The sequence below is a fragment of the Psychrobacter sp. UBA2769 genome (assembly GCF_002352555.1).
GTDB classification, from domain to species: Bacteria; Pseudomonadota; Gammaproteobacteria; order Pseudomonadales; family Moraxellaceae; genus Psychrobacter; species Psychrobacter maritimus.
In genome coordinates this window covers 17,026-43,431 of record NZ_DEIR01000012.1, presented here as the reverse complement: position 1 = coordinate 43,431, position 26,406 = coordinate 17,026, and the positions used below count along the sequence as shown (strand labels likewise).

Genomic DNA, 26,406 nt, shown 5'->3' with positions numbered 1-26,406 from the left:
ATTGCTTCATTGCTTAATAAATAAACATAAAAAAGCCTGCAATTTAATTGCAGGCTTTTTATTTTGATAACTGTCTGTTGATAGCTATCTAAAATATATTATTTGGTTTGGTCGTAGATATAACCACCAGCGCCACCAAGAGCAGCACCCGCTAATGCACCACGTGCGATGTCTTTACTATCGCCTTTACTTCTGATTAGAGCACCAGCAGCAGCGCCTGCAGTAGCACCTCTTACGGTGTTGTTTGCGTTACCGTATGGGCCTGTATTACAACCAGTCATGATTAATGCTGAACTAGTAATGGCTGTCATTGCAAAAGTTTTAGCAAATTTCATATTATCACCTATTAAGTCGTCAAATTTAAAATACAATATACAGTTTAAAATACAATATGTATCTAGTGATGTTAGTACTACTTTGCATAGTAGCCCGTTTATGTCTATCGCGGCGTAGTAGAAACGCTAAGCTTTGCAAATAGCCTGTAAAGTATGTTGCTTCACTGTATCGTTGGTAGGGCTTTTGCTTGGAGTTATTGTATTTATAATGAAAGTCCGCTAACTGTTTCTAAGGATTATCTCCACAGCTCTATATTCTTTTTAAGTGGAATCGACTATATAGCGAGAAAGTCTTTAAACGAGTATTTAAAAAGCAAAAAAGACCACCCTAAGGCAGTCTTTATGTTTGCATATTCACTATCTAATCAATTTAATAAACAATAACTATTAATTAGTTTTGTGATTTACGTTTCATTTGCTCAAAGAACTCGTCGTTGGTTTTGGCTTCTTTTAGACGGTCTAGCAAGAACTCAGTGGCTTGGACGCCATCCATTGGTTGAAGCAGCTTACGTAAAATCCAAACCTTACGCAATTTATCTTCATCAAGCAGGCGCTCTTCGCGGCGTGTGCCTGATTTTTTGATATTAATGGCTGGGAAGACGCGTTTTTCCGCCAAATCACGCTCAAGGGTAATCTCTTGGTTACCGGTTCCTTTGAATTCTTCAAAGATAACGCTGTCCATTTTACTACCCGTATCAATAAGCGCACTGGCAATAATGGTTAAGCTGCCGCCTTCTTCAACGTTACGCGCCGCCCCAAAGAAGCGTTTTGGACGCTCAAGGGCATTGGCATCCAACCCACCGGTCAACACTTTACCTGATGATGGAATCACGGTGTTATAGGCGCGGGCAAGACGGGTAATAGAGTCAAGTAAAATGACCACGTCTTGTTTGTGCTCAACCAAACGCTTGGCTTTTTCGATGACCATTTCAGCCACTTGGACGTGACGCTGTGGCGGCTCATCAAAGGTAGAAGCAACCACTTCACCGCGTACCGTACGTACCATTTCGGTGACTTCTTCTGGACGCTCATCAATCAAGAGTACGATTAAATAACATTCGGGGTTATTACGAGTAATCGACTGCGCGATGGTCTGTAGCAGCATCGTTTTACCGGCTTTTGGCGGTGCAACGATAATCGAGCGCTGACCTTTACCGATTGGGGCAATCAGGTCAATGATACGACCGGTCAAATCTTCAGTCGTGCCATTACCAAGCTCGAGCTTTAATTGCTCAGTTGGGAATAACGGCGTTAAATTCTCAAAAATCAGCTTATGACGCGAGCGATCTGGCGTATCAAAGTTAATCTCACCGACCTTTAATAGCGCAAAATAACGCTCAGAGTCTTTTGGCGGACGAATGGTGCCCGCGATACTGTCGCCAGTCTTTAAGCTAAAGCGACGGATTTGACTGGGGCTGACATAAATATCGTCAGGACCTGCTAAATAAGAGCCTTCAGATGAGCGCAAAAAGCCAAAACCATCAGGAAGAACCTCAAGCACGCCGTCACCATAAATGGCTTCACCGTTACGGGCATGGGTTTTTAAAATCGCAAAGATAATGTCTTGTTTACGGCTACGCGCCATATTATCAAGACCCATTTCTTTAGCGATGGCCAATAGCTCAGCGATTGTTTTTTTCTTTAATTCAGTAAGATTCATAGATAGGTCATTAGCAGTTGATCAGATGAGAGATGCCATTATCAGCACAAATCAAGACATTGATTAAAACAACGGATATAGGGCGATAGCGGGTATATGCACAGCATTGGGGTTTATGTAGGTTGGATTTTACGTGCCAGCTTATGGACGCGTTGCCAGAAAGTCAGGCACGCTCATAAGAGGTAAAGATAAAGAAGTCTACATAAGAGTCTGCGTCAAAAACTCAATATCAGTAATTGTGTTTAGTCATTGCGTTCAGTAGTGGTATTTTATAATGACGATTGTGTTTTTGTTGATAAACACGAGGAGAATAGCGACAAGACACTTAGGAAAATGGTTAGTTTTCTCTTGTCAGCAGACTATACGGGCTTCAAGCTGGCATTGTCAATAATTTTTGCCAAAAAATTCGCATAATCTTGTTTTTTGCTCAGAAAAGCAGCAAAAAAGCCATTATCTGCTGTAGACAATAGCTTTTTCGGTGTCGGCTTTTATATAAAAACCTTTTAGTAAACAATTACTAAAAACGATTATAGATGCTTATCTAGTACGGCTGCTAATGCGGCTTTTGGCTGTAGACCCATCACTGAATCAACTTTTTCGCCGTCTTTAAAGACAAACAGGGTAGGAATGTTACGAATACCAAAACGGCTGGCCGCTTGTGGGTTACTATCGACGTCGACTTTAACGATTTTAACTTTACCTTGGTACTCAGTCGCTAAATCTTCTAAAATAGGTGCAATGGCTTTACAAGGACCACACCAAGTTGCCCAAAAATCTACTAGAACGGGTACGTCTGATTGTAGAACATCTTGGTCAAAGTTTGCATCGGTGGTGTTAACAATAAGGTCTGACATAATTTTTCTCTCTTGTTTTATTATTTCTATTACCAGCCGTCTATATAAATATGAGGGTCATATTAAACAGATGAATGGCTAAAGAATGGTTAAGAAGGGGTTAAATTCTGCCATTATATTAACATGTTTGCTCAAAGTTGACAGACGCAGGCCGGTTAAATTGTTTAACAATTACTATTAGCACAATAAATCGAAACATAACGACACAGGTTATGTTTTATCTGTCACTTGCCATCGCTATCGTCATTTTTAAGGCAAATCCAGTCGTCGCTTTGAATACTGGTCAAATACTGATTTATTATTATTTTAACTGCGCACTCACCACCCATTTTGCTCAAAGTTAATTAGTATCGGTAATTTGTTTATATAGCCTATTTATGAATATCGAAACCTTATCAATATATAACCCATTACTATAAGTAGCTAAATTTTATGCCTTTCACTGATGAAAAAATACATGCCCTGAATGCTGAAGAAAATGCGTATCCACCGGAGTTTTTTCGAGAATTTGCGCAAGCCGTTACCGTCTATGAAGATGATGATATTTGGGTCGTCGATAAGCCTGCAGGATTATTAAGCGTCGATGGTAAAACGCTCAAGGTGAGTTTATTAGCACGGCTTGAGCGCGCCAATCCAGCGGTTAAGTTGATTCATCGCTTAGATATGGATACCTCAGGACTGCTGATTTTTGCCAAAAATGCTGCCGCGCAAACCCATATTAGTAAGCAGTTTATTGAGCGGCTGCCACAAAAAAGTTATCAAGCGCGTGTCTTTGGTCAATGGCAAAGCGTCGGTGCTAAAGGTGAGATATCAGTGCCAGTACGTTATGAGCCTGCAACTAAGCCGCGTCATATCGTTGACCATGATTGGTCAAAGCATGCATTAACGCTGTATGAGGTGCTGGCGCATGAAGAGTGCAACGGGCAAACCGTCACGCGCGTGCTATTAAAGCCTGTTACCGGTCGCAGTCATCAGCTGCGTGTACATATGGTGCACGTTGGACATGTGATGGTTGGCGACCCAATTTATGCTGAAGGTGACGCCTTGACGATTGCGCCACGGCTCAATTTACATGCCCAGCAGCTACGCCTAAAACATCCGACACTTGGTGCTTGGATGGATTGGGAAAGCCCAAGCCCTTTTTAAATAGGTCTCTTTTAAATAGATTGATTTTAAATAGACCATGTAAATTAAAACCCATCATGCAAAAACAAGGATTGTATTATGCTTGATATGACTGCCGGCAAACAGGCAATTAAAACGCGCTTTAGATCTAAATCATCGCCAGCAGCCTTGAATACGCCCGTCGATTGTGAGGTGCTTATCATCGGCGCTGGGATTGCCGGTATCGGTATGGCCAGTCGATTGCAGCAGCAAAAGCACAAAGGGCTGTTTGGGCATAAAAGCCCAAGTCGCTTAAAACAGCTAGTAAAAAGAAAGCCGCAAAAAACTACCCAGCGCTTTGTGGTATTAGAAAAACGCGCGGATTTGGGCGGTACGTGGGATTTATTTACTTATCCAGGGGTGCGTTCCGACTCTGATGCTTTGACCTTTGGCTATAGCTTTCGTCCGTGGTTGGACCATCGAGTATTGGCAAAAGGCGGTGATATTAAAAACTATATTGCTGATACGGCGCGCGAGTTTGGTATCACTGAACATATCCGCTATCAGCATGAGGTGCAGCAGCTGTCTTGGTCAAGCCATAGTCAGCAGTGGACGGCAACGGTAAAAAATCTTGCAAGCGGTGAGGTATTTGCCTTAACGGCAAAGTTTGTCGTCGGTGCTACAGGCTATTATGATTATGAGCAAGGTTACAGGCCTCATTTTGATAAAGAAGCGGACTTTCAGGGTGCTATTGTCCATCCGCAGCATTGGCAAAATGTGAATTATGACGATAAAAAAGTGGTCATAATCGGTAGCGGTGCGACAGCGATGACGCTACTGCCCGCTATGGTCGATGAAGAAAGCGAGCAGTGCGCGCAGCACGTTACCATGCTACAACGGTCGCCGACCTATGTGGCAAGTGTACCGGGCGATGATTATGCGCTTGATTGGCTGGCAGGCAAGTTTTCGCCACTCTCGAAAACGCAAGCTTATAAGCTACTGCGCACGCGCAATGTGTTGATGCAACAAGGGACTTATCGAGCGGCTGTGTTTGCGCCCAAGGTGATGAAAGCATTATTAAAACGTGGCGTTAAAACCGAATTAAAGGGCAGCGGGGTCGATATTGCGCATTTTATGCCCGCTTATAATCCTTGGGATGAGCGGCTTTGTGCCGTGCCAGACAGTGATTTATTTATGGCGCTACATGGCAAACGAGCTGCCGTAGTGACCGATCAAATCAGCCATTTTACCAAGACTGGCATCATGCTTGACTCGGGCAAACACCTTGAGGCTGATATCATCGTTACCGCAACGGGGCTAAAGCTACAAATGCTTGGCGGCGCTAAAGTATATGTCGATGGGCAAGCAATCGATATCGGCTCGCGCATGACTTATAAGGCGGTCATGATTGAAGGCGTGCCAAATATGGTGGCGCTATTTGGCTATACCAATGCGTCGTGGACGCTAAAAATCGACTTGGCTTGTCAATATGTGCTGCGGCTGCTCAACCATATGCATAAGCATCGTTATCAAGTGGCAGTGCCGCAAGCAAAAACTGCGCATAGCGAGGCACATGCTCAGCCAGATACAGTCATGGGCGCGCTATCGGCAGGCTATGTCCAGCGCGCGCAACACGAGCTACCAAAACAAGGCGATATTTATCCTTGGCGGGTCACTAACAATTATCTTAGTGACCGTGTGATGCTCAAATACCGTAACATAAAAGACGATTGGTTGCGCTTTAGCCGTTAAGCTTTATTAGGGGGTGTCCTCAATTCAATCGATGGACATCTAAATGGTCTAAAAATGGCTAAATTTTGCCAAACTTCGTCAAATAGCTTGGTAATATCCCGATATTAACTGCACTATTTTCCTTGTTTGGCTACAATTTATCTCATTTTTATCACCATTTTTAAAATGAGGACGCGCCCTAGTGATTGTCTTTTAATGCTTATCGATAAATTCTGACACTTGCTTGCTTAAGATTTGCCACAAGGTTTCTTGCGCGCTTTTACTGCCCCACGCATTATGTGGACTAAATATCACCCGCGGATGGTTAGCAAGGGTCAATAAAGGGTCGTCTTTGACAATCGGCTCTTGCTCAAATACATCGGTGGCATAACCAATAATTTGCTCGTTGTTAATCGCATTAGTTAGCGCTTGGCTATCGACAATACCACCACGGGCGACATTCACAATCAGCGGCTGTTTAGCCATTTTTGCTAAAGTATCTGCATTAATAAGATGCTTGGTTTGCTCGTTTAATGGGCAATGTAAGCTTAGTACATCAGACTGCGCCAGTACGTCTTCAAAGGCCGTATAATCCTCATTACGCGGCGCACGCCCTTGATGCTCCGCCCACAATACCGTCATCCCAAAAGCGCGGGCGATGTCGGTGACGCGTTTACCAATAGTGCCAACACCAATAATCCCCAGCGTTTTATCTTCCAAATCTATCAGTGGGATATCGAGCAAGCAGAAATTACCGTTATCTTGCCACGTGCCGTCAGCAACTTTTTCATGATAATGGATACCAGCACGCATGGCAGTTAGCATCAGCATAAAGGTATGCTCGGGCACGCTTTTGACCGCGTAACCAGCGACATTATACAGCGCGATATTGTGCTTAGCACAGGCATCTTGATCGACATTATTCATACCTGTCGCTGTCAGTTGGATAAGCTTAAGCTTGGGCAAATTGGCTATGATGTCAGCGCTGATTTGGACTTTATTGGTAAAAATAATGTCGGCATTTTGACAGCGCTCAATAATCAGCTCCTGAGGCGTATCGTCGTAAGTAATGTAGTCGGTAACGCCAACGGGTGCTGGCAAGTCGACATTATCAGAAAAAGTACCTTTGTCTAAAAAAACCGCTTGCATGATGATTCCTTATCTCATTGTTATTTTAAATAGATGATATTTTAAATAGAGTACGTTTTAAATGGTCTTGCATTTTAAATAGGCTGACATAGTTATCCGCTTAATGTAGCACGTTGCAGTGTTTAGTCAAAAGTGTGTCAAAAACCTTATCAAAAATCACACAGTAAAAAACCTCTACTTCAACTTGAAATAGAGGTTTTATTTTTTGCGACAAGAGTTTTTGTGCTTATGTCGTTTTTATGCTTATAAAGAGAAGCGCTTACGCAATTTGCCAATCAGACTACGTACGCGACTGCTTAAATCGATACGCACGTCGTTTTCAGGGTCGTGCTCGACTTCATAGCGCTTAACCAATTCAGGGCTGGCTTTCAGTTTTGTATGATGCTGGAATGCACGATTGACGCTAATCTCAAGCAGGCTTGCGCGCATTGGTTTTGGTAAGCAGCGATAGACCTGACCTTTATTAATCAAGTCAATCAACAAGCCTGCATCTTGGAATTCAGTCTGTACTAAAACTACCAAGTGCGGCGCATCTTGTTTTAAGGTAAAGATAATTGGCGCAATGTTCTCGCCGCTGACATTGATGTCGGTAATACAAACACCGATATCTTCATTCGCCAAATAATCATAAGCTTCTTCTAAGCCTTTAGCATGCAGGACTCTATAGCTGTTAGAAAATTGCTTACGTATTTGCTCAATCAGATCGTTGGTTTCATCGATGACCAATAGCGTTTGCTTGTTGCCCGAGCTGTCGAATTGCTCAGCGTCTTCGTCTGGGTTATAGGTTAAAGCGATTTCGGTGGCGCGACCGACGACGGCAAGCAGCTCTTCAGATTTACAAGGTTTGGTCAAATAACGATAAATCTCTCCATCGTTAATAGAGCCAATAATCGCGTTCAAATCAGCATAACCGGTCAATAAAATCCGCATGGTAGACGGCGATACTTCTTTGACTTCGCGCAAGATATCGACACCAACGCGCTCAGGCATACGCTGGTCGCTGACCGCCACGTGTACATGGTTGTTTTTGATATAGTCGATATATTCAGTCGGGTCAGTGGTGATAAAAACGTCATGTGTTTTACGAAACAGCAGTTTCATCGAACGTAAAATACGTTGTTCATCGTCAATGAACGCCAACTTCGGTTTCGCTTCAGACCCTAACTCCGTGCTAGGGGTTTCCATTTCCAATTCATTCATGATGGTATCCTTATGATGAATAATAGTGCTATAGCTTTATATAATCATTAAAATAGCAATTAAAATAAGACAGAACCTAGCGATTACGCTGCTAGGCTTTGTTCCGTTAAATCATTATCAATCGGTAACGTTAAGGTAAAGGTGGTGCCAACGCCTTCGGTCGAGACCGCTTTAATGTCGCCATTATGCTGCTCCATAATCTGCTGACTGATGGCCATACCAAGTCCAGTCCCTTCGCCTGCGCCCTTAGTGGTAAAGAACGGCTCAAAGATTTGATTAAGCACGTCGGTGCTCATACCTTTGCCGTTGTCGCTGACATCGATATAGACATTGCTGTCATCAGAGCGCGTCCGCACTTCGATTTTGCCATCCGGTTTTTCTCCCATGGCTTGTGCGGCGTTATTGAGCAAGTTCACCAAGACTTGGTTAATCTGTGACGGCGAGCATTTAACCTCAGGCGTCGGGGCAAAATCAGTAACAATCTCTTGATGTCTGATAGAATTACCAGCGATTTTCAATGACGCTTCGATACACTCGCGCACATCGATGGTTTTCACTTTTGATTCATCAAGACGGGCAAAGTTACGCAGATTTAGTACCATCTCGGTAATTTGCTCAACGCCAAATAACGAATCTTTAATCAGCTCTTTGAGCTCAGCGGACAAATCATCTTCTTGGATTTCATCGGAAGCACGGACGATATCTGCCAATAGCTTGTCAATTTTGCCATCAGCAGCGGCATCCGTTTTAACGGCTTTTAACCCTTGTACCAGTTCAATCAGCTCTTCGTATTGCTCAGTTAGCTGTCCGATAATTTCAAGGTTGTTTTGCACATAAGACAGTGGTGTATTTACTTCATGAGCAACGCCCGCCACCATTTGACCTAACGTCGCCATTTTTTCTGAACGAATCAATTGTAGCTGTGAGTTTTTCAGCTCTTTTAGCGTATCTTGCAGCTCAGCGGTACGTTCTTCGACTTTAATCTCTAGCTGCTGATTGATATTGGCAAGCTTACCTTCGTTAGATTGGATACGGTCTAGTAGGTCATTAATAGAGCCATTTACCAGTCCAATCTCGTTACGACCTTCAGCGAATTTAACCTCACTCAGCTTATTGTATTGCTTGTCGTTAATCAGCTTTTCCGCTTGCGAGATTTTATCAGTGGTTTCTTTTAGCGGTTTAAAGGCTAAGAAGGTCAACATAAAGTAAATCACACCCGCTGTGATTAATAGCGCCAAGGCAATCCAGTTAATCAAGTTTTCACTGAGATTATCGGCAATGGCGTTAATTTCAGCGTCAGGCTGGACAACGATAAGTTTCCAATAAGTCTCAGGAATCTCAAACACATACGCTTGACTGCCGTTGTAGAAGTTGTCTTTAGTCAGCTCAAAGCTCTGCAATAAGCGACTATCCATAGCGTTTTGCTTGTTTTCGCTATTATTTAGATAAGCGGCATAGTTGACCAAATAATAACCTTTGGAATCACCTGTTTCTGCTTTATCAATCGTATTCAATACTTGCTGTACTTGCGGCGATACGCTAGCTGCAACGCGCTCGATAGTCTCGTTACGCTGAGCTTCCAAGAAGTTTAATACCGGATTCCAAGCAGGGTCAGCGTTGATAACTTGTTTGATATCAAGCGGCGTACCGGTTTTTTCATCAATATAGCTTAAGCGTTCAGGGTTAGATGAAGCGATAACCTTGTCACTATTATCCAGCAATAGAATATAACCTGAGCCCGAGCTTTCGCTTAGCTTCACGATATTTTCTTGTAGCTGGTTTAGGGTAAAGTTGACGGTACTGGCACCCCAGAACTGATTGTCACGCTCGATTGCAACACCGCAGCTCATTGCCAGCTCGCCTTTGGTTTGGCTGGCGCGGACATGGTTCCAGATACAGCTTTCAGGTTTGAGCAACTTTAAAACGCTAAACCAATCTTCTTGATAATAAGGATTGGTAGGATTTGGGTCGCTGAGTACCGCTTGATAATCGCCATTTTGACGTACCATCAAAAACGGATGGGTTGCAGCATTGACACCAAGTGCGCCTTTTTCAGGCCAAATGCCGCCACTACCTAATAAGTTATAATCACGCTTATCAAAGGCATTGGCGGTACTGGCTTGCAAAATCGCTTCTTGTGGTGGCAGCGTTTGCGCGCTTTGTTGCAGTAGTAGGGCACTACGCATCACGCGATTGATATCGGCTGAGATACTATTGACCGCTGTATTACCACGCTCGGCGACCAGTTTTGCTGACTCAAGGCGAATTTTCTCATAGCCTTCTTTATCAACAACATAGACGACGACCGCCAGTACGACCGCAAAAGCGATAAATAGAATGGTCGTCACTTGGGTACTGACTTGGTTAAAAAAGCCAACTTTTTTGGAGGCACTCATGATGGGGTTTGTCCTTGGATGATAAGAAGCACAAAGAAGATTGTTAAAGGGATTAAAGGGATTAAAGGGATTAAAGGGATTAATGCGATATGACACTCAAAGTTATCATTACTCTCATAAAATATAATTATGTATAATATTATAAGTGATAACTAAAGGGACTATAATAAGCACTACTATCTCTATAGCGTTTAGACAGCATATATAACGACTATGAATCTATAAAAGTGGGATTAAATACCGTTAATGCTTAAATATAGATGATAGATAATAGGCACTTGGTAAACTTAGACAACGCAGACGGTCATTCAATATGGCTCAGCTAAATACTGTAGAGCTTCAGTCAGAGGTGTCTAGTCAAAGATATTTAGCCAGAGACACTTATCTAGAGACACTTATCCAGAGATAGTTAATCAGAAACACTTAGCCAAATTAGCCGCATAAAGAAATAACTTATTGCATTTTTTAACAATACAGCAACAATTATATGATGGCAATATTTTTTGTTTACTTGCGAGTCGTTATCTTGTTGTTTTATAAGACCAACTCATGCTTGGCTTTGCGGCAATCTTGGCAAAATCTGCTCTTGAAAAGTCAACTTAACGCACTCATCTAGGCGCTAACGTTATATAATGGTCTGTTTTATCAATCGACCTAGCTTTTAAGTTGGGCGTTGCTGATATCGCCAATGACCAGCAGCTTATTAATGACATTGAGCTATCGAGCCAGTAATGCTAGCTTGGCCAGTAAACGTAGCTTGCCTCATTAACTATCTATTTTCTTATCATCTGAGTACAAAAGACATCGCCTTATGACTATCTCTATCGCTTCATTGCACAGCACCGAATTTGCCGTTGGTCAACGTTATTTATCTGATACGGAGTCTGAGCTTGGCTTGGGGGTGGTCATCGATGTTGATGACCGCTGTGTACATATCTTATTTCCACAAAGTGAAGAGACCCGCGTCTATGCAAAAAACTCTGCGCCGTTATCGCGCGTGGTGTTCAAAGAAGGCGATAGCATTTCTGACCAAGCCGGTAAAACCTATACCGTAACTGCGGTCGAAGAAGTGATGGGCGTGCTCAAATACAGTGTCGATGAGCATGAAAAAGGCATTATGGAAACCCGTTTGGCGGCCAATATCACGCTTGCTAAGCCACTTGAGCGCCTGCTTGCTGGTCGTATTGAACGTGGCGATTGGTATGAGCTGCGTCAAGATATCTTGCGTATGCAATCGGCGCTAGCGGGTCATCCGCTTAAAGGTCTAATGGGCGCGCGTGTCGATATTATTGAGCATCAGCTTTATATAGCGCATGAAGTTGGCAAACGTATCGCGCCGCGTGTCTTGCTTGCTGACGAAGTCGGTTTGGGTAAAACCATTGAAGCGGGTCTGATTATTCATCAGCAGCTATTGACTGGCAAAGCTGAGCGCGTATTAATCCTTGTACCAGACAGTTTGCAATATCAGTGGATGATTGAGCTGCGCCGCCGTTTTAATCTAAACTTTGCCTTATTTGATTTGGTACGTACGGCAGCGATTAAAGAACACGACCCTGAGCAAAACGTCTTTGCTACTGAGCAATGTATTATTGCAGGTATGGATTTATTGCTCGACCATCCAGATTTGTATGACCAAGCGATGGAAGCCGGTTTTGATTTATTGGTCGTTGATGAGGCGCATCACCTGCATTGGGATGAAGCGCAAGGTGGCAATGATAAATATGACTTGATTGCTGATTTCGCTGAAGAAACGCCGGGTGTGATGCTATTAACTGCGACGCCTGAACAGCTTGGCGCACAAAGTCACTTTGCCCGTCTGCGTTTATTAGATCCCGATCGTTTTGATGATTTGGATGAGTTTATCGACGGTCAAGAAGCCTTTGCCGAAACCGCAGCGGTTGCTAGTGTCTTAATCGAAGATAAGCCGTTAAGCGATGGTCAAATTGCCGCATTAAGCAGCTTGCTTACTATTAGTATTGATGAATTAGCAAACATTAATGAAGATGAAAAACTGCGTACTTATGCGCTCAATGAGTTGCTTGACCGTCATGGTACGGGGCGTATTTTATTCCGTAATACCCGTGAAAGTGTCAAAGGCTTCTATGGTCGTAGCAGCCAGCCGTATCCATTGCCGCTACCTGAAGCATGGGTCGATAGCTATCAAACCAAGGGTAAATTGCGCGAGCAGCTATGGGGCGAAGAAAACCAACCTGACGGTAGCTGGTTAGAGGATGACCCACGTGTGCCGTGGTTGATTGATATCTTAAAGGCTGAGCTTAAGCATAAAAAAGTATTGCTGATTGCCCGTAGTGGGGCGACGGTTGAAAGCTTAGAAGCCGTCTTACGTCTGCATGCCGGTATTAAAACCGCCATTTTTACTGAGCAGATGACCTTGCTTGAGCGTGACCAAGCTGCGGCGTTTTTTGCTGATAGTGAAGGCGCACAGATATTATTGTGCTCGGAGATTGGTTCAGAAGGTCGTAACTTCCAGTTTGCAAGCCAGCTGATATTGTGGGACCTGCCCGCCAACCCAGATACTTTAGAGCAGCGTATCGGTCGCCTAGACCGTATCGGACAAACGCAGCAGATCATGCTGCACGTCCCTTATGTACAAGGTACGGCGCAAGAGCGTCTATATCGGTGGTATAACGACGCGCTAAATATGTTCAATCAGATTTCACCGACCGCCCAAAGCGTGCAAGAGCAGTATATCCAAGACCTAAAGCCGATGCTTGAAGGCGCGGATAACGACGCTAACCGCACCACTTTGCAAGATATTATTGATGACGCGCTACAAACGCGTTTGGATCTTGAGGCGCAGTTGCAAGCCGGTCGCGATCGTCTTTTAGAGTATAACTCATGCCGTCCGCGTGTCGCTGGTCGTATCGCTGACGCTATGCGTGATTTTGATGGGCATAATTTATTGCCGCAATTTATCGAGCGCTTTTTTGCTTCCGCTAATATCGATCACAATATCCAACGTGATGGTTCATGGGTGATTGCACCGATTGATAGCACTGAGATTAGCGATTATATCGACGGTCTGCCACTTGGTGATGAAGATGGTATGACCTTGACCTTTGAGCGTGAGCAAGCGCTGCAGCGTGAAGATATCGAATTTATCACTCACGAGCATCCATTGATGCGCGCGATTTATGAGCTGGCAAGTACCAGCACCTTTGGTAATACCACCGTTGCCATGCTAAAAAGTGCTGCCGTCCCGCAAGGTATGGTGTTGCTCGAGGTGAATTTCCGCGTCGAAGCCATTGCGCCAAGATTGCTCAATTTACCTGCGACTTTGACCACACAAAATATCCGTGTCTTTATCAGTGAGCAGGGCAGTGATTTATCCGCCCGTATCAGCGCCGATATGATTATGCCGCATATTGAACGTTTGGATAAAAACCGCGCCCGCCAAGTGATAAAAGTACGCGGCGATGTGATTGAGCAGCGCTATTATGAAGCCGAAGACATTGCCCGTCAGCAGTTAGCAGAGATTGGTGAACAAGCCAGTGCGCGTTTTAGCCAGCAGTGGTCACGTGAAATCAAACGCCTAAAGCATTTGCAAACCATCAATCCTAACGTCCGCCTAGAAGAGATTGAGCGCTTAGAGCAGCTAAAAGCCCAAGGCGAGCAAGCATTGGGTAATCTGTCTTTAGTACCAGACTCTATCCGTGTGCTCGTGGCAGTGAAACCATAAATTTGGCAAATATAAAAACGAGATGGCAGTAGGCATCTCGTTTTTTATTTATTAACACTATCCTAGATAGTTGTTTTATGCTTAACATTGCGCGGTAACTGCCTAGTCAAAACCGTTAATATTCGTTAAGATGATTGGCTTTTCGCTTTATAATGAGTTCTTAGTAATCGTTTTACTGGTCATTTATTGTGCGCTCTAAGCGTTATCTTGTAGCTTGCTGCAAGCCATTTCATATTATTTTAAATTAAAACGCCGTATTGGCTTAAGCATATGGTATCGAGATCAATATCGTTAGGTGCTTAGTGCTTATACCCAGATGCTTGGCGTTATTGATAAAAATAAGGAAACGTATCGTCATGTCTGATTATCCGCAACTGATAGATGAGCTGCTGGCTACTGTCGCGCTTATTGAAGTCAGCCCTGATGTTTTTGAAGGTAAAAGCCACGACTATGTTGGCAGTCGTATTTTTGGTGGGCAAGTGCTGGCGCAAGCGATTATGGCAGCGGCGCATACACTGGATAAAGACAAACCCTGTCATTCACTGCACGGCTATTTTTTGCGCGGTGGTGATATCAATCAGCCGGTCATTTATAAAGTTCGCCGCCTGCGTGATGGTCGCAGCCTGTCTGCGCGTGAAGTAACGGCGATTCAATATAAAGAAGTACGCGGTAAAGCGCCTGTTGAGCAAGTGATATTTTCGATGATTGCGTCGTTTTCACCGATGGAAGAAGGCTTAGAATATCAAGAAGATATGCCCGTTTATCCGCCGCCAGAGGATTTGCTTGCCGAGCAGGATTTAAAAGAAGAGTATGTCGGTAAAGTCCCAGATGCGCTTAAGGCGCGCTTTATGCGTCGTCGTCACGTCGAGATTAAACCAGTCAAACCGCGTGACCCAATTCATCCAGAACCGATGAAACCCAAGCAAGCAAACTGGCTGCGTATTCGTGAATTGGGCAATCAACCCATAGCAATTCAGCAAGCACTATTGGCATTTTCATCCGACTTCTATCTAGTAGGTACGGGGCTGATGTCGCACGGTGTAAGCTTTATGACCAGTGGTTTGCAAGCGGCGAGTATCGACCACTCGATGCATTTTCATCGTGAGTTTGACTTAAATAATTGGCTGCTATACGACATGTGGAGTGATACCACATCCAATGCCATGGGTCTGAACCATGGGCAGTTTTGGCAAGATGGTCGATTGGTAGCAACGGTACAACAAGAAGGCTTGATGCGCTTACGAGTGCCGAAGTCTTAAGTTTTTAGTGCTTTATAAATTAAAAAAGCGACTCATGATTTATTGTGAGTCGCTTTTTTTTATGAATGTTATTTAGTTGCATTCACTCATTATTCTAAAATCTTAACCATCGCGCGTGGTAATCCAAGCGTTGCCTGTGCAGCATCAGCATTTAACCAGTTAATATTAATCTCTGCTGCTTGTAATGCTTGGGTTATTTCTGCAGTTTGCTCATTATTTAAAGTCACTGATTGCGGCGTTAAATACCAATGGAAATGGGTTAATGAGTGTTTAATAGGCGCGTCATCAAGTAAGGTTTTATTAGTGGGTGCTGCTGCTAAATTATTCTTTATCAGCCATTCATTGATAATCTGCTCAGCGGTGGTAAATTCTGTTTCATATATATTTTCATATATTTTTTTATTACTGGCTACTTCTAAAGGCTGCTCAGCAGTCGCTTCCGTCAGTTTTTTATCTATATTCTTGCCAGTATTTTTAACAGCAGCTTTACCGCTAATCTTTTCTACAAATTCTAGCGGTAAACTCCACAACCCGCCCCAAATGCCGTTATCGGGACGCTGTAGCCATAAGATATTGCCATCTGCATCTTTAATCAGTAAGGCATTGCTAAACTTACTTGGTTTGGGCTGCTTTTTTGCTTTGACTGGATAATCTGTTTCGCGACCCTGCGCGTGCGCTAAGCAATCATCTTGCAGTGGACATAACAGACAAGCAGGTTTGCTACGGGTGCATAAAGTTGCGCCCATATCCATCATCGCTTGCGCAAATAATCCTGAGTTCTCTCTAGGCGTTAGACGTTCTGCTAATGCCCACAGCTCTTTAGTGGTGGCAGATTTAGTTATATCGCCATCAATTGCTGCCCAGCGTGTCAGGACGCGTTTGACATTGCCGTCACAGATGACACCATAGCGATGTAGCCCCATTGCCATAATTGCGCCAGCGGTCGACGGGCCAACGCCAGATATCGCCTCCCAACCGGCTAAGGTTTGCGGAAAGTCGCCCGTCTCATCAATGACTTCGACCAATTGCTTCGCGCCTTTATGTAAATTACGCGCGCGCGCATAGTAGCCAAGCCCTGCCCAATGCTCCGCCACCATATCCCATTCTGCAGCTGCTAAATCCTGTACCGTCGGAAAGCTATCCATAAAACGGACAAAGTAGGGCAGCACTGTCGTTACTTGCGTTTGCTGTAGCATGACTTCTGATAGCCAAACGATATAAGGATTGGGCGTGTCAGTTTGGTGCTGTTGCCAAGGTAAGTCGTGGCGACCGTTTTCACTAAACCAATGGAGTAGGCGTGGGGCGAGGGAGTCGAGGTTGGTATCGGTATGGATAAAACTAATAGCTGTCATAGGCAATGGGCGAGCAATTCAAAAAGTATGAAGGTTATATGAGGGTCGGATGTTGGGATTAAAGGCGTTATCGATAAACACTGTCTAAAGTTTGACCTGTGGCATTTTTCCATTCAATCCAGCCGTTAGTTGAACGACCTGATATCAATGCACTAGCGCCACTGGGTGTTTTAAATAAATGGTTTTCAGTGAGCTTATAGCTTGTATCATTTACCGCTATGAGTTTGCCGCTACTAAGCAAACTCTCTTTCAATTTAGCTACGAATGGTGGAGCTGATGACGTTTGTGTTTGTCGTATTAAAGACCCTGCCAATATTACAAAGCCATCGTCATCATAATAGCCTTGTGCATCGCCATCTTTTACCTTGTAATAAAACAATACTGGGACAGGTTTAATTGGAGATACTTCAGCTGCTTTTTCAACTTTAACACCAATAGATGTAGTCAGTTTATGTGCATCAGTCTTGTTGCTATAAAAGCTATCGTGAATAGCTAAAGATTCAAAAATAGGTTGCCCCAAGGTTGATAGCAAAACATCAAGGGTGTGAAACAACTCTTCGCAGTCAGCTTTTAATGGGTCGGGTGTATGCGGCTTATTACCACTATTACCATTTTTTAGCTCATAGCGCCCCACGTCAAGGGCAGTGGCAATCGCTTTATGCTCCATATACAGCGCATGGGTTTGGGTCATGGAATTATTGGTTGAAAGCATGACAAAAGCCCGCGTCCAAAAGTCTTTTTTATGATGTTGATTGAGACGAGTTTTCAAATCGCCAGTTTGCCCGATATAAAGTAAAGGCTTATCTATACTGTCGGTGTCACCAATCAAAAAATATAAGCCAACTTGATTGGCGTCTGGCATCGCAAAAAAATCATCAATATGAATGCGTGGAATCTCAATCAAACGCACCGTACGCGTGGTCATCTCTGCCAAGCGCAATCCGCGAGGATTACCTTTTGGCAGATAAATTTGAATGGTTTTAGCAGAGGGTATTAACGGATTCATAGTAGCCAGTATTCTTTATGCAATTTATTTACGATTCTTCCGCGTTTTTAGACGACGCAAACGTTTCTCTTCTTCTTTAGCGATTCTTTTCTCTTCGGCAGCGATGCGTTGTTCGGCGACGACCAGCTCTTCAGCTTCTATCATGGCAGGCGTCTCGAGCGTGATACGCCCAAGCTTGCCGCTACGCAGCTCATTAATCAGAATCTCAGACATGCGATAAGTATCGACTTGATTGCCCGCGCGCACACAGCCGCGATTGCGTCCCGCCACTTCAAAAAACTCCCAATCGGTCTTAGGTAATTCTTCGATTTTATAGCGGGTTTTTAGTAGCTCAGGATAGGCTGTCAGCAAATACTCAGCGGTATAACTGGCCACATCAGCGAAGTCAAAAGCAGTATCACGAATACCGCCGGTCGCTGCTAGACGATAGCCAGAATTTTCGTTTTCAACCTTTGGCCATAGCATACCGGGGGTATCATAGAGCATAATGTCATCGTCAAGCTTAATCAGCTGCTGCGACTTAGTGACGGCAGGCTCGTCGCCGGTTCTTGCCACGGCGCGTCCAGCTAAGGTATTAATCAAGGTCGATTTACCGACGTTTGGAATACCCATAATCATGGCTTTGATTTGGCGACCGGTGCCGACCTTATTGGGCACCATTTTTTTACATAGCGCAATGATACGCTTGACGTCATCGGCTTTATTATTGTCGCACGCGATGGCTTTGACGCCATCTTGTTGCTCAAGATATTCCATCCACGCTTTGGTCAATTCAGGATCAGCAAGGTCGGCTTTATTTAAAATTTTGATGACCGGTTTTTCGCCGCGTAATGCCGCGACCATTGGGTTTTCGCTACTATAAGGAATACGCGCGTCAATCACTTCAATGACGACGTCCATCTGCGGCATGATTTCTTTGATTTCGTTACGGGCCTTGTTCATATGCCCAGGGAACCACTGAATACTTGCTCTCTTATCCATCTGCTTTTATAACCTTTTATAAAAAATGCTAAAAGTAAGACACTCTTTGCTTACTCTTTAATGGCGTCCAGTTTACTACACAACCAGCGCTATCACCCAACGTTATCAAGTTATCACGTTATAATTTCATTTAACGCTCATAGCAGACTATCATGCAGATTCGTCTGTTAAATCCTCGCGCGCTGGTGGTAATGGTGCTAAATAACCAATGACTAAAATTAAGCTACCCGCGCCAAGGAAGGAAATCACCCGCCAAATTGCCTCGGTTTGTGATAAATCGACAATTACCAGTTTTAGCACGACAACGCCCAACAGTCCAATGCCCATAAACCATAGTGTTCGTTGACCGTAGCGGCTGGCGATAATGGTAGCGACCAAAGCAATGAGCGTCCATAAAATGGTCAATCCCGTCTGTACCTGCTCGCTATTCCAAGCGCCCCCTATAACGTCGTATAAACCGCCAGTCCATAAAGGCGTACCGATAAATGCATGCAGCGTTCTAACCAACATACTAGAGCCTATCCAAAGGCCAATCAGCGCTAAGATAATTAATAGCATATCGTTTTTAGGAATGGCGCTTAATAGATTTCTTGATTGCCTACCATATGGCTGACGGAGCAAATAAACGCCCAAGCTGTAAAAAACCACCAGCCATAACGTCACATCATATAAGTTAAATAGGGGGAAATAGGGTAGCTGCCAAATGACGCCATCGTAAGTGAAGTTGGTAAAAATGGCCCAGCCTAAGGTAATAGGTACAAATATTTTGGCACTGTCTAACAGTGCCTGATGCCAATCAAACCAATAAGGTACAAGCGCTGAATTAGCTGCTTTTGATTGCTTATCATTGTACTGAACCATAGCATGACGCTGTGTCCACCATAATCCAGCCAGCATAAAGGCAACCGGAACTAAAATAGTCATGACGCCTTTTGAATCGGGCAAGCCATAATGCATGGCTTCTGCCAACAGGATAATTCCAGCACCAAGCCAGCTCGCGCTATCAAAACTTTTTAATTCCGCTTCTTTATGCCATGTTTTTAACCATAGTTGCCCAACGACCAACCAGCCTATGAGTAAGGTAATAAATATCGGCCGATGAAAGGTTGTCCATTGATAATCAAATTCATATTTTTGCGGCAGTTGAAACAGTAACATGGCATAAAATAGCAGCAATAAACCATGGCTAAACTGCCTAATCTCACGCCACGAATGATAATGATTAATTGCTTGATAAATAACTAAGCTCGTTAACATTGCCAACCCTAGCAGTGCCGTCGTTGCTAATTGCCAGCTGGTAAGCCATTGGTCAAAATCGATGACCAATACATACAGCAGCCAAACCATTGCGGTAAAGGTCAAACAGCGACTCAAAATCGGACTGCGCCACATCATATTAAACGCCATACTTTGGCTATTAATACTGGTAAGCCATTGCTGAGCAGCTTGGCTACTAATACCTAGTGACTCAGCGACATTTGCTGTTATATCGGTGATTGAAGATGGTAAATCAGACGGCATATGCTGCTGTGAAGCGCGGCTTAGACTGTTATCTAAAGCGACAGGCGAGTTGCTGGCGCGTAAGATAAACATCGTTGCTAGATAGCTAAGAGCTGAAATCGTCAATGCCAGCGTTGGATAATCTTTGATCGTAAAGAACACATTTATCATCAGCATGGCGATACTGAGTAGCTGTAATAACAATCCAAACAATACTGACCATGCACGTAGCGAGCGCCGTCCAAACCATACCAGCGCCAGCCCTTGTACCGACCAGCCAAAGGCAATCCATTCAGCATCGAATGCCAGTGGGATGACCAACGCTAAAAAGCCAAACCCTAACGCTAGCATGCCCTCAGTAATTAAGGCATATCGCTGACTACGCTGCACAAATAGCCAGCCAATGCCCAAATAAATCGCTGCTAAAACAGCACTGGTAATGGTTAAAGCGTTAGGAATACCATCCAATAATGCTGAAAATAAACCAAAGGCTAGTATCGGTACGGAAAACAGTAAACCGGTATCAATAGGAAATACATAGGAGTTGTTTCCTAGATGAACCTTATCCATGTGGTTGACGTTGCTTGTACTATTAAAAGTATCTACAGCATCTGTATCAGCGAAACCTGCTTCATTAAGCGTGTTATAAGCGATAATTTGTTGCGCGTAGCGAATGACGACAAATAAATATAACAATACATGCAGCGTCACTAGTAATACCAATGACCAACGCTGCGCCTCAATAACAGCGCTTAAGTTTTCAGTCGCACCCCAATAATAGGCCAGTCCAAAGGTGACCATTACGCCGAGCAGATTGAGCATTTTCCAAGTGCGGTAGTGAGCGATAATGGCAATGGTGACGTTTAATAATAGATAGTAGCTGAATAATGTCACTAAATTACCAATATCACTACTGGTCAATATCGGCGCAAAAAACCCGCCAGATAATGCTAGTAATGCCAACGGTAAGGCATTTTGACGCACAGCTAAGCCAATGGTGATGGCTGACAAGATGCCAAGTCCAATAAAGCTCGGCACACTCGCCAGCACGTGATAGACGCTATAGGCAAAAAAGGTGGTTAAATAAGCAATCGCTAAACCTGCTCCTTGCAGGGTAATACCATAAGCAAAACGGTTTTTTGCTAATTTTAATCCCAGCGCTGCAAGTCCTAAGCCCATGATACCAATGCTAATAAGCTTAGCGGTAATAGGGATTTCGATATAATCGCTTAATAAGCGTAGCAATAACACCACGCCGACGAGCAATACCAATACCCCAACGCGCACCACTAAGTTGCCACCAAAAAACCAATTTTGCATAGAGTGAATAACGGAGGTGACGATAGGCAAGGAGCGCTCGTCCGGCTCTATGGTTGCGATAGTTTTTTGTGGGATTTTCGATTGTGGCGGTGAGGGCGATTGTGGTGACTTTGATAATATCGGCAGCTCTGGAGGTGTTATTTCTAAATGCTGGTTTTTTGTAGATTCGACATTAGGAATAAAAGTAGCATCGGGAATGAGAACAGCGGATATAGCCAGTTCTTCTACTGATTGTGTTAATGAATCTACTGATTCAGACCGGCTCTGTTGAGTAGGATGTATATACGCAGCGTGCGAGGGCTTTGCTATATTTACGCTATCTGCAAATTGCTCAAGCTCAGCTTGTAGCGCCGTCATATCATGGCGCAGCTGCTCAATTTGCCGATTAATCTTGCTATATAGCACCACAACCACGATTAATAGAACAATAAAAGCCAGCCAACCCAACGGGCTCATTAATAGATATAGCATCCTCGTCACTCAATCCACTTGATAATAAAGCGATAATGACGCGATTTAATCAGAAGTACAAGATAAGTCATAAACATAAAATCGATCAGACAAATAAAAAGGGCCGCTTAATAGATAAGCGGCCCTTTTTTAACTACCTTTTATAGGCGTTTTTTGCAGAGATTTATGCCAAGTTGGTTTTCATAAACTCAAGCATATTCTCCCAGCTTTGCTTAGCCGCGGCTTCATTATAGCCAAGGTCGACACCATTTTTGGCAGCGCGCTCATCAGCATGCGGATTGGTAAATCCATGCTTAGCGTTATCATAGACATCGATAGTGTAGTCGACATCAGCGGCATCTAGCTCAGATTTCAGACCTTCTATGGCCTCCATGGATACCATTGAATCATCACGACCATGAGCGACCAACACTTTAGCTTTAAAGTTTTTGTCCGCTGGCTGTTTTGCCGATGGGTTGCCATGGAAGGTAGCTACCGCTTTTAATGGCATGCCTTCGCGTGCCATATCGAGGACGACTTTACCGCCAAAGCAAAACCCAATCGCTGCTAAGTTATCGCGATTAACGGCCAATTGGTCACCAAAATCATTGAGGATTAAACGACAGCGCGCCATCAGCATGTCTTGATCTTCCAGTACTTGTGTCATCCACATGTTTGCCATTGCTGCATCGCTGGTCAGTTTGCCTTCACCGTAGACATCCATCGCCACGGCAGCATAGCCTGCTTCTGCCAAACGCTCAACCACCGATTTTGGGTGATCGACCACGCCCCACCATTCTGGCGCGACCAAAATCCCTGCTACTGGATTATCATCTGAGGCCGATTCTGGCAGCGCCACATAGCTGATCAGTTGGACGTTATTTTCAGTGGTACTGATTAATTCAAAGGTCTTAATTGACATATTATTGTCCTTTTTTATGTTATGAGTGTTGTTCTATAAATATGAATAATGCGTATGCTAGCGCAATCCTTTTGCTTACTCGTACTACCTTAACGCCCAAGTTGAGCAAAAACAGCTATAATACTGTAACGCTCTTTATCAAAATGTCTCTTTATAAAAAAACGACTACAACGCTATGACTATCAACTTGTTAAATCAATCTGCTGCCAATTTAAACGCTGATTCTGTTCAGCCGCTGAAATCTTCTTCAGATGCTGTTTTAGATTCAGGGTCAAAACCAATCGTGAGCCTATTTCCTGCTAGCAATATTAGCAGTGGCAGTGACAGTGCCAATGACGAGGACAGCGACAATAAATCGACTGAAACATTGCGTCCGCAGTTTTGGTCACGTTTTGCGCTGTCAGAATTAAACCATAGCGAATGGGAAGCCTTGTGTGATGGCTGCGGCAGTTGCTGTCTCATCAAATATATCGACGATGAGCACGTTAGCGACGATGACAATAGTCATGAAGCAGAAATGGTCGAATATACCGATGTGACTTGCCAGCTGATGGATTGTGCGACGGGCTATTGTCAGCACTATGACACGCGCCAAGAACATGTGCCCGATTGTATTCAACTGACTATGGAGAATTTGCCGCAGATGATGTGGCTACCGTCGCACTGCGCTTATAAACGCTTGTATAAAGGACAAGGTTTGCCAAGTTGGCATTTGTTATTAACCCAAGATGCGGTGGCAACCCAGCAGCAAATGCGCGCTGCCAATGTTGGCGTAGCAGGGCGCTGTGTTTCCGAGATTGGTATGTCTGATGAAGAGATGGAAACGCGGGTGGTAAATTGGGTTAATCCTTAGCATCAGCCGCCAATTTAGCACTTGCTTCGGCATCCGTTTGCGAATCAGCTAATAGCGGCATAGGGATACCTTGCCGAATTTGCTCAGAGAACTGGCGGCTGTTTTCGCGACTGTTAATGTCAGATTCTAAGTTAGCCTGATTATCAAAGCCGCGAACCTTGGCGTTGATATGGGTACGCTCGTACCAAGTATCCATTGACCAAGGCTGGCCGTCTTTTTCAGGATTGGCGTCGAGCATGCCGACATCGTATAAATAGTTTGGCAGCCAACCAGATACCCAAATCCGGTAATCCCATGGCAGACGGTCACCACTGACAATACGCGCCATATAAAAAATGATATTGGTACAGTTGCTAATCAAGGTGTTATACCACGCTGGCTTGGCATTCAATTCATCGGCGGCGGTTAGGTAAGATTCAAATAATGACTTGACCTCATGCTGCTGTAGGTTGCTGACCGGAAACAGATAAACTTGCTCGCCACGCGCATTGGTACGCGTGTAAATAATATCGCGCTCCTCTGCGGCAATCAGGCTCAATTCAAAACGTCTAAAAAACCCTGCCAATGCCGAAAACGATTCGCCATTTTCTTTACGAATCTCAAACGAGAAGGCAAGCGGTCTATCATTTTCGAAGCGGAAACTGACCAAGGTATGAGCTATCAGCGGTCCCATCCAATAGGAGTTGGTGACATCGACGCCAGATAATTTAGACATATCAATGGTGCGCGTGTCCCAGTGTTCGGTCGCTTCCTGATCCGTATGCCAATCAAAGTTACGTACATTGGTGAAAGTAACCAAATTAGGATTATTGGCATCACGCTCATACGTGACTCGCTCACTGACTTCAGGCATCCAATCGCGATCTTGCTCAGGCTTAATAGAGAAAAACCAGCCAAGACCGACAAACCAAATAGCGGCATATAAACCCATTAGCCATTTGCTTGCTGATTTTTTATTTGTGCTTGTTTTTGCCTTAGTAATTGATTGACTAGTCGCTTGCTGGTTATTCAGTTGCTTAGCGGTTTTTGGCCAATAACGGCTACTAAGCAAGGCTATCAGTACGCCAACAATCACGATAGTTGCCAGCCACGTGATAAGCGCGCGCATCCCAAACTGATACCAAAGCGCCATCAATAGCCAAATAGCAGATAGCAGTAAGGTAGTAATGATAAAAAACTGCACAAGGTAATATCGCCAAGTCCGCTTTTGCTGGCGACCATGAGCGGCGCCATTCTCTGAGCGATGGCTATTTGAGAGCGGCGTGAGCAGGCGAGAGAAAAACGCGCGTAGGGACATAGTGTTTGTTATTGATAAATAAAGGCTTTGACCATAGCAAAGTTTATAACACACTGACAATACAATTTGAGTGAATTTGTCGTTGAATGTCAGCAAGCCTTGCGATAAAGTGAAACACATTAAGCTGGTCTATTTATATTTATTATTTAATCATCTAATGATAAATGGCCGGTTTTATTTATTACTTTAATCCCCATCTACATTTTTTATGATTTTACATGACATTCACAATTGCTATTAACTCATTCTATTAACTAAAGAGGTTAAATCACACCACCATGTCTGACGACACTCCCAGCCCGAGTAGTTGGTCGATGCGCGGCTTAAAACGCTGGCTATCGACCGCCCCCGAAACCCGTGATGAACTGATTCGTTTGGTACAGGACTCGCGTCAATTCTTAGAGCCTGATACCGTCGATATGCTAGAAGGCGTGCTCGACCTGCCTGCGACCCAAGTTCGCGAAATTATGACCCCGCGCCCGCAAGTGGTTGGGCTGCATGAAAGTACCAGTCTTGCTGAAGTAATGGACATCATTCTTGAGACCACGCACTCGCGCTATCCGGTATTTGATAGCCAAGACGACGACGCTGTTATCGGTATTTTATTGGCAAAAGATTTGATTCCTATCCTCGTGCATATGGTGCGCGACCAAGAAGACAAAATCGACAGCAAACGTCTCAGAGACCTTGTCCGTCAGCCACTCTATATCAGTGAAACCGCGCGTTCTGATACTTTGTTACGCTCATTGCAGCGTACCCAAGTGCATATGGCGATTGTGGTCGATGAGTTTGGTAACTTTGGCGGTGTGGTAACCATGGAAGACTTACTTGAGGAAATCGTTGGTGATATCGTCGATGAGCATGATGACTTCGACGAAGACAGTGATATCAATAATATTGTTGCCGACCCTGAAAAGCCAAATACCTGGCGCGTGCAAGCGTCGACCGTGATTGAAGACTGTAATGATGAGCTAGGTAGCCACTTCGATGATACCGATGTCGATACCATGGGCGGTTTGGTCATGCAGGCGCTTGGTTACGTTGGTGATTTGGAAGGTGAAAGCGTGGTTATCGATGATTGGCAAATCACCATTACCGATGTCGAAGGGCGCTTTATCCAAAATTTAGAGCTGACTAAAATCAATGCTGACCAGCAAATACTGATAGGTAGCCATTAATTTATTATTCAGCTTTTTATGACTGAGTTTTTATGACTGAGCTTTTTATTATTAAGCTTTTCATAACGGCCTAGCAAGTTTATCAGTAACGTTATAACTTGATGTCTTTATAGCTATAAAAAACACGATTGCGGTCGTGTTTTTTTTCGCTTTTAAAAG

At 44.0% G+C, this 26,406-nt stretch carries 18 protein-coding genes; 6 read left to right on the top strand and 12 right to left on the bottom strand.

Features of this window, described 5'->3' with window-relative positions:
- Positions 1-98: 98 nt before the first annotated feature.
- The 3 genes from B3Q63_RS04885 to trxA form a co-directional block, all read right to left on the bottom strand.
- The gene (locus tag B3Q63_RS04885) at positions 99-335 is read right to left on the bottom strand and encodes a hypothetical protein (protein ID WP_201563623.1); all 237 of its coding nucleotides are present in this window, start codon (positions 333-335) and stop codon (positions 99-101) included.
- A 391-nt stretch (positions 336-726) separates the two neighbouring features.
- Positions 727-1,995 carry a transcription termination factor Rho gene (gene rho, locus B3Q63_RS04880; RefSeq protein WP_149490840.1) on the bottom strand — a complete coding sequence of 423 codons (1,269 nt, stop codon included), beginning with the start codon at positions 1,993-1,995 and terminating at the stop codon, positions 727-729.
- Positions 1,996-2,522: 527 nt separating this feature from the next.
- On the bottom strand, positions 2,523-2,849 hold the full coding sequence (gene trxA, locus B3Q63_RS04875; RefSeq protein WP_149490841.1) for a thioredoxin: 327 nt from the start codon (positions 2,847-2,849) through the stop codon (positions 2,523-2,525).
- A gap of 432 nt (positions 2,850-3,281) precedes the next feature.
- Here trxA and B3Q63_RS04870 point away from each other — a divergent pair, with 432 nt between their 5' ends.
- Positions 3,282-3,995, top strand: a complete 714-nt coding sequence (locus tag B3Q63_RS04870; protein WP_296174410.1) for an RluA family pseudouridine synthase — start codon at positions 3,282-3,284, stop codon at positions 3,993-3,995.
- A 78-nt stretch (positions 3,996-4,073) separates the two neighbouring features.
- On the top strand, positions 4,074-5,705 hold the full coding sequence (locus B3Q63_RS04865; protein ID WP_201624981.1) for a flavin-containing monooxygenase: 1,632 nt from the start codon (positions 4,074-4,076) through the stop codon (positions 5,703-5,705).
- Between the two features lie 192 nt (positions 5,706-5,897).
- Here B3Q63_RS04865 and B3Q63_RS04860 read toward each other — a convergent pair whose 3' ends face one another.
- The 3 genes from B3Q63_RS04860 to B3Q63_RS04850 form a co-directional block, all read right to left on the bottom strand.
- Complete coding sequence (locus B3Q63_RS04860; RefSeq protein WP_201624982.1) at positions 5,898-6,833, bottom strand: D-2-hydroxyacid dehydrogenase; 936 nt, start codon at positions 6,831-6,833, stop codon at positions 5,898-5,900.
- A gap of 243 nt (positions 6,834-7,076) precedes the next feature.
- The gene (locus B3Q63_RS04855) at positions 7,077-8,033 is read right to left on the bottom strand and encodes a response regulator (RefSeq protein WP_183620982.1); all 957 of its coding nucleotides are present in this window, start codon (positions 8,031-8,033) and stop codon (positions 7,077-7,079) included.
- Between the two features lie 83 nt (positions 8,034-8,116).
- Complete coding sequence (locus B3Q63_RS04850; RefSeq protein ID WP_296174401.1) at positions 8,117-10,429, bottom strand: sensor histidine kinase; 2,313 nt, start codon at positions 10,427-10,429, stop codon at positions 8,117-8,119.
- An 811-nt stretch (positions 10,430-11,240) separates the two neighbouring features.
- On the opposite strand from B3Q63_RS04850, the gene rapA reads away from it, so the two are divergent.
- Both rapA and B3Q63_RS04840 read left to right on the top strand, forming a co-directional pair.
- Positions 11,241-14,129 carry an RNA polymerase-associated protein RapA gene (gene rapA, locus B3Q63_RS04845; protein WP_296174399.1) on the top strand — a complete coding sequence of 963 codons (2,889 nt, stop codon included), beginning with the start codon at positions 11,241-11,243 and terminating at the stop codon, positions 14,127-14,129.
- A gap of 356 nt (positions 14,130-14,485) precedes the next feature.
- Positions 14,486-15,388, top strand: coding sequence for an acyl-CoA thioesterase (locus B3Q63_RS04840; protein WP_201565142.1), 903 nt, complete (start codon positions 14,486-14,488; stop codon positions 15,386-15,388).
- Positions 15,389-15,477: 89 nt separating this feature from the next.
- Here B3Q63_RS04840 and mutY read toward each other — a convergent pair whose 3' ends face one another.
- The 5 genes from mutY to B3Q63_RS04815 all read right to left on the bottom strand — a co-directional run bounded on the left by mutY (position 15,478) and on the right by B3Q63_RS04815 (position 22,919).
- The gene (gene mutY, locus B3Q63_RS04835) at positions 15,478-16,740 is read right to left on the bottom strand and encodes an A/G-specific adenine glycosylase (RefSeq protein WP_296174397.1); all 1,263 of its coding nucleotides are present in this window, start codon (positions 16,738-16,740) and stop codon (positions 15,478-15,480) included.
- Positions 16,741-16,807: 67 nt separating this feature from the next.
- Positions 16,808-17,746 (bottom strand): GIY-YIG nuclease family protein, encoded by a 939-nt coding sequence (locus tag B3Q63_RS04830; protein WP_296174396.1) that lies wholly within the window; start codon positions 17,744-17,746, stop codon positions 16,808-16,810.
- A gap of 24 nt (positions 17,747-17,770) precedes the next feature.
- Positions 17,771-18,727, bottom strand: coding sequence for a ribosome biogenesis GTPase YlqF (gene ylqF / locus B3Q63_RS04825; protein ID WP_296174394.1), 957 nt, complete (start codon positions 18,725-18,727; stop codon positions 17,771-17,773).
- A 150-nt stretch (positions 18,728-18,877) separates the two neighbouring features.
- Positions 18,878-22,003: a DUF2339 domain-containing protein gene (locus B3Q63_RS04820; protein ID WP_296174392.1), complete on the bottom strand. Its 3,126-nt coding sequence runs from the start codon at positions 22,001-22,003 to the stop codon at positions 18,878-18,880.
- Between the two features lie 178 nt (positions 22,004-22,181).
- Entirely contained in the window at positions 22,182-22,919 is a 738-nt protein-coding gene (locus B3Q63_RS04815) for a dienelactone hydrolase family protein (protein WP_296174390.1), read from the bottom strand.
- A 307-nt stretch (positions 22,920-23,226) separates the two neighbouring features.
- On the opposite strand from B3Q63_RS04815, the gene B3Q63_RS04810 reads away from it, so the two are divergent.
- The gene (locus B3Q63_RS04810; protein ID WP_296174697.1) at positions 23,227-23,772 is read left to right on the top strand and encodes a YcgN family cysteine cluster protein; all 546 of its coding nucleotides are present in this window, start codon (positions 23,227-23,229) and stop codon (positions 23,770-23,772) included.
- Here B3Q63_RS04810 and B3Q63_RS04805 read toward each other — a convergent pair.
- Positions 23,762-25,069: a DUF4105 domain-containing protein gene (locus B3Q63_RS04805; protein WP_296174388.1), complete on the bottom strand. Its 1,308-nt coding sequence runs from the start codon at positions 25,067-25,069 to the stop codon at positions 23,762-23,764. The genes B3Q63_RS04810 and B3Q63_RS04805 overlap by 11 nt on opposite strands.
- Before the next feature lie 278 nt (positions 25,070-25,347).
- Here B3Q63_RS04805 and B3Q63_RS04800 point away from each other — a divergent pair, with 278 nt between their 5' ends.
- Positions 25,348-26,247 carry a CBS domain-containing protein gene (locus B3Q63_RS04800; protein ID WP_201565149.1) on the top strand — a complete coding sequence of 300 codons (900 nt, stop codon included), beginning with the start codon at positions 25,348-25,350 and terminating at the stop codon, positions 26,245-26,247.
- Positions 26,248-26,406 lie beyond the last annotated feature (159 nt).